The organism is Caloranaerobacter longqiensis, from assembly GCF_050286925.1.
Taxonomy (GTDB): Bacteria; Bacillota; Clostridia; order Tissierellales; family Thermohalobacteraceae; genus Caloranaerobacter.
Genome location: NZ_JBFWFX010000037.1, coordinates 1 through 5,290, shown reverse-complemented (window position 1 = coordinate 5,290; position 5,290 = coordinate 1). Strand labels below are relative to the sequence as shown.

At 29.9% G+C, this 5,290-nt stretch carries 7 protein-coding genes and 1 rRNA gene; all 8 read right to left on the bottom strand.

What is annotated here, in order from left to right:
• Positions 1 to 232: 232 nt before the first annotated feature.
• Positions 233 to 808 (bottom strand): uracil-DNA glycosylase, encoded by a 576-nt coding sequence (locus AB4Y15_RS13635; RefSeq protein WP_427340893.1) that lies wholly within the window; start codon positions 806 to 808, stop codon positions 233 to 235.
• A 29-nt stretch (positions 809 to 837) separates the two neighbouring features.
• On the bottom strand, positions 838 to 1,443 hold the full coding sequence (locus AB4Y15_RS13630; RefSeq protein WP_427340892.1) for a uracil-DNA glycosylase: 606 nt from the start codon (positions 1,441 to 1,443) through the stop codon (positions 838 to 840).
• 38 nt (positions 1,444 to 1,481) lie between these two features.
• Entirely contained in the window at positions 1,482 to 2,114 is a 633-nt protein-coding gene (locus tag AB4Y15_RS13625; RefSeq protein WP_427340891.1) for an SdpI family protein, read from the bottom strand.
• Complete coding sequence (locus AB4Y15_RS13620; protein ID WP_427340890.1) at positions 2,101 to 2,379, bottom strand: autorepressor SdpR family transcription factor; 279 nt, start codon at positions 2,377 to 2,379, stop codon at positions 2,101 to 2,103. The genes AB4Y15_RS13625 and AB4Y15_RS13620 overlap by 14 nt, the downstream gene beginning before the upstream one ends.
• A 255-nt stretch (positions 2,380 to 2,634) precedes the next feature.
• Positions 2,635 to 3,432 carry an acyl-CoA dehydratase activase gene (locus tag AB4Y15_RS13615; protein WP_427340889.1) on the bottom strand — a complete coding sequence of 266 codons (798 nt, stop codon included), beginning with the start codon at positions 3,430 to 3,432 and terminating at the stop codon, positions 2,635 to 2,637.
• A complete protein-coding gene (locus AB4Y15_RS13610) occupies positions 3,429 to 3,683 on the bottom strand; it encodes a putative Se/S carrier protein (protein ID WP_427340888.1) in 255 nt (84 codons plus the stop codon). Before AB4Y15_RS13610 ends, AB4Y15_RS13615 begins: the two co-directional genes overlap by 4 nt.
• A gap of 32 nt (positions 3,684 to 3,715) precedes the next feature.
• Positions 3,716 to 4,993: a double-cubane-cluster-containing anaerobic reductase gene (locus AB4Y15_RS13605; protein ID WP_427340887.1), complete on the bottom strand. Its 1,278-nt coding sequence runs from the start codon at positions 4,991 to 4,993 to the stop codon at positions 3,716 to 3,718.
• Between the two features lie 176 nt (positions 4,994 to 5,169).
• A 5S ribosomal RNA gene (rrf, locus tag AB4Y15_RS13600) occupies positions 5,170 to 5,286 on the bottom strand.
• Between the last annotated feature and the right edge of the window lie 4 nt (positions 5,287 to 5,290).

The window sequence follows — 5,290 nt, the reverse complement described above, 5'->3', positions numbered from 1 at the left end:
TCAGCTGTTAGCTTGTAATCCTGTCTCCGCACTGTTCAGTTTTCAAAGACCAAATCTTCTTTATCAAATCTCTTTGTCGACTTTTGCCGCCGACTCTTAATACTATAGCAGATTTGTTTATCTATGTCAAGAACTTTTTTGATTTTATTTTTTACTCATTTGTCTTACTCTTTCCTCAACGACAAAATATAATATAGCAAACTTTTTATCGTTTTTCAATAGGTAATTTATGCTATCTTGGTATTATATCTTTTAATTTTATTAAATCTTCTATATAAACTTTTTTTAACTCTCTACGATAAATAACTGCTGCTGGATGATAAAGTGGATATATCTTATATATATTCCCCTTAATATTAGCTTCTAATATTTTCCCATGTTCTTTACTTATCTGCAATTCATTATCAATTACTGCTTTAAGTGGCACATTTCCAAGAGGAATTATAATTTTAGGTTTAATTATATCAATTTCTTCAAACAAATATCCTTTAAAAGCATTTATTTCTCTTTTATTAGGAGCACGATTTATTAATTTCCCTGTTTTTTCACTTATCCTCGTTGGTCTAAATTTTACTACATTAGTTATGTATACATTTTCTCTCTCAAGTTTCAAAATATTTAGAAATTCTTTTAATTGCTCACCTGCCTGACCGACAAAAGGCTTTTTTTGCTTAACTTCATTTGCTCCAGGTGCTTCACCAATTAACATTATTAAACTATTTACACTTCCATCACCAAACACTAATTCTTTTTCATTAAACTGCTGTCTTATTCTTTCATTTAAATCTTCTAATTTTTTCTGTTTCACTTTATTGCTCCTTTCTTCCAATCTTGCATTTAAAAGATGTTTAATTCTTCGGCCTTATTTCTAATACTCTTAAAATCTTCCCATGCTGCTCTTTTTTTACTTTCATCACGCAATAAAGCTGCCGGATGATATGTCGCTATTATAAAAAAATTCCCTTTTTTTATCCATTCACCTCTATCCCTACTTACTGCAAAATTCTTATCTATAATATTTCTTGCAGAAACTGCTCCTAAACATACTATTATTTTAGGTTGTATAATTTTCACTTGCCATCTTAAATATTCTAAACAAACTTCACTTTCATCTTCCAATGGATTTCTATTATTAGGGGGTCTGCATTTTACTATATTAGTTATATATATTTCTTCTCTACTAATGTTTATCGCATTTAACATTTTAGTCAATAATTTACCAGCAGCCCCTACAAAAGGTCTTCCACTCTTGTCTTCATAAAATCCTGGACCTTCCCCTACAAACATTATATCTGCATTTTCATTTCCTTCTCCAAACACCATTTTAGTTCTAGTCTTATGCAATCTACACTTTTTACAATATAGACAAAACTTCTTAACTTCATCTAGAGTATACATAAATATCACTCCAAAATTATTTTGATTATATATAGATTTTAACATAAAAGCACATAAATAGAAAATGAAGGGGCAACCCCTTCTTATCTAACAATTTTAGTATATTCAACATATGAATAAATCACAATACCAAAAATTATAAATATAACTGTACTCATTGGTATAATAAATCCTAGATTATTATTTATAAACGTTGATAAAAGAAAAACTATGCCTATTACTATAAAGCCATACCCTCCAACTCTATGTGTTTTCCTCCAAACTGTCTCATTTGCTAATGTCCAAGGAGTCCTTATACCAAAGAAATAATTATGTCTTATTTGTCCCATATAGTTACCAATTATAATAAATAATAATCCTATAGAAGCTTTTATTAATAATATAATATCAACATTACCGCCTAATGCTACAAATATTAAGGCCCAATGAATAATTATTAAAAACATTATTACTATAACTGTCAGAATTTCGTAAGCTTTCTTATGTTTTGAATAGGATTTTCTTTTAGGATCTATTTTTGGCATCAACAGCATCAAAGCATACAATCCTATAGGCGTTAAAGCAGTAAAAAAAACCATATTTTTATGACCGTACGCATCAATTTCACCCCTAATATTCCAATGTCTAGGAATCGAATCTGGTAAACTGCTGTATATAAAAATTGTAGCTATAAATGAAATTAAAAGTATTAATAAAAGCCATTTATTTATCTTCATCATTATCTCTCCTTTCCATAAAATCAAATATCCATTTCATAATTTCTTGAAATGCTGTTGTATTTAAAGAATAATATACGTTTTGACCAACTTTTTCGCTTAAAACTAGCCCTACATTTTTTAAAATATTCAAATGATGGCTAATAGAAGGTTTACTTATATTAAAAAAATCTGCAATTTCTCCAGCAGTTAAATCCTTTTCTTTTAGTAACTCTAAAATTTTTCTCCTAGTAGGATCAGCCAAAGCCTTAAATGTTTTGTTCACTTTGTCACCTCTTTCATTTTTTAGATAGTTATATAATTATCTAAATATCTAATTATATTATATTACTTTCCTTTCATTTTGACAACAATCTTCACTAATTATTTTAGAAAATTATACATCTTATTAAATTGTGGATAATTTATTGAATTGTGGATAATTTTAAATATAATTTCCATAATGAGATATAAGTAAAATCTACATTGTAGTTAATTTTGAATCGAAAATTTTACTCTAATAGATAAAAAAAAGAGGGAATTAGTTCCCTCTTAGATTTAACATTTCCCATCCAATTACAGCTGCTCCTAAAGCTCCTATAACCTGTGTATTTGGAGCAATATAAATTGATTTTCTTATTTTTTTCTCAATAGATTTTGTTAATATACGACTTCTTGCAACACCACCTGTAAATGCTACCTCATCAACTATTTTTATTTTATTTAGCATGGAAACCGCTCTGTTTGCTATTGATTCTATAATCCCAGCTGCAATTGATTCTTTGAAAGCACCTTTAGCAAGAAGACTGATAATTTCAGATTCTGCAAATACAGTACACATGCTTGATATTTTCTCTGGCTCTGCTCCTTCCGCTAATTTATCCAACTCATTTATCTCTGAACCAAGTAAATTAGTCATAACCTGAAGAAATCTCCCTGTACCTGCTGCACATTTATCATTCATAAAAAAATCACAAACATTACCATTTTCATCCAAGCTAATTATTTTACTATCTTGCCCACCTATATCAAGTATAGTTCTCACTCTATTGTTTAAAAAATAAGCCCCTTTAGCATGACATGTTATTTCAGTAACTGTCTTATCCGCAAAACCTATCGAAACTCTTCCATAACCTGTTGCAATAATTTTTTTTACTTCTTCTCTTTTTATATTTCCCTTTTCTATTAGTAATTTACAAACTTCTTCTGACGCTTTTCTAGGGCTCCAACCTGTAGGTATAATAATTTCTTCGACTAATTCTCCATTAAAAAGAACTCCTTTTGTTGCAACCGAACCTGCATCTATTCCTATTGAATACCCTGAAAAATTTTTTATCAAAACCAACCTCTCCTTTTTCTTTCAATGGTATAAATACCATTAATCTTTATTTCAGGATTAACATTTAGGATTTCCCTAACATTTTCTTCATCATCAGGGTTAATCATTATAGATATACCACAACTTTTACTCAACTCTCTAGGGGTTGGCACAATAGTATATTTAATCTTTTCAGATTTCAAAATCTTTTCTAAAGCTAATCCATCAGTATGGGATGGAAATAATATGTAACAGTTTAATTGTTCTCCCATTTAATCACCCTATTCTTTAGGAAATAACATCGCTACTTTGATGTCTTTATCATTTCGAAAAATGCTTCAAGTCTTGTTTTTATTTGCCCTACGTCTTGTAGGCTATAATCACTTTCAATCATAATCACAGGAATACCTTCCTTATCTAGTGCTTCTTTAACTTTCTTATACTCAACAGCATAAGTATGACAGAATGGTAAACTGTAATATACAACTCCATCTGCTTTATATTCCTTATAAAGTCTTATTATATCTTCTATCCTTCCATCATTAGGTGTAAAACAAGCACAATTAATACTTAAGTACCTATCTGCTATTGCTTTTATCTGTTCTTCTATACTTTCGGCTTCTTCAACTAAATTTTCAAAATATCTAATTCCTGTACATGTTTCTTCACATACTACTGCTCCGCCGCTTGTTTCTATTATGTGATGTAATTTCCAATTTGGAATAGCCATTGGAGTTCCTGTTACTAAAATTCTTGGTGTATCTTCTTCAAATACGCTTATTCCTTTTTTAATTCTATCTTCTAGTTCTTCACATAGTTCTGAAGTCTTTTCAATAAATCTTTTAGGATCATCATAAAAAGCAATTTGAGTAATAAGTAATGCATCTTTACCACTTATTGGCAAGTTCTTATTCTTTCTCGTATTATATAATCTTTGTAAAACTCTTCTTTTTTCATTTATTAATTTTATCGCTTCTTTTAATTTTTCCTCAGTTATTTCATTTCCTGTCATCTTTTCAACTAAATCTTTAAACGTTTTCAATTCATCAACCCAGTGAATCTTATCCTTTTCTCTTTTCATTTGAGGTAAATCCATAACATGAATAGGTGTATACTCTCCAAGAATCTCCCATGCTTTTTTCTTACCATCACATGTAGTTTCTCCTACTAATATATCTGCTGATTGAAAATAAGGACATGTACCACTTAACTTTGCTCCAACTGAAGCTTTAATTAATGGACAAATATTTCTCGGAAGTACTTTTTCTCCATCTGGTATCCAAAAATCTGAACCACCACATAATCCTACTCCAATAGCATCTGCTGCAACGATTAACTCATCTGGTACATATATACAAAAACTTCCAAAAACTTTTCCACCTTTTTTTCTATGCTCTGCTAATTCTTGAATCCTAAATCCATGAATTTCAGAAACTACAAAGTTATAATAATTCATACCTTCTGGTCGATTTTCTTGTGATAAATAAATATCCCCATAGAACTCTGGCAATACTGCACATAACTGATCATGCTTTTCTAAATCCATATCTAATGATTCCCATAATTTTCTGTAATCTGCCACAATTATGCCCCCTTTAAATTTACTTATTTTATTTTGATTATAATATATTATTTCTGTCTTTTTTATATATATAAAAAACCATTATAGATGAGTTCCTTGATATTAAAATTATCTATAGATATGTTATGAAAAACAAAAAAAGTGGCTAAATGCCACTTATACAAAAAATAAAAGAAATCCGGCAACGACCTACTCTCCCAGGCGGTCTCCCGCCAAGTACCATCGGCGCTGGAGGGCTTAACTTCTGTGTTCGGAATGGGAACAGGTGTGACCCCTCCGCCATTGTCACCGGATTTG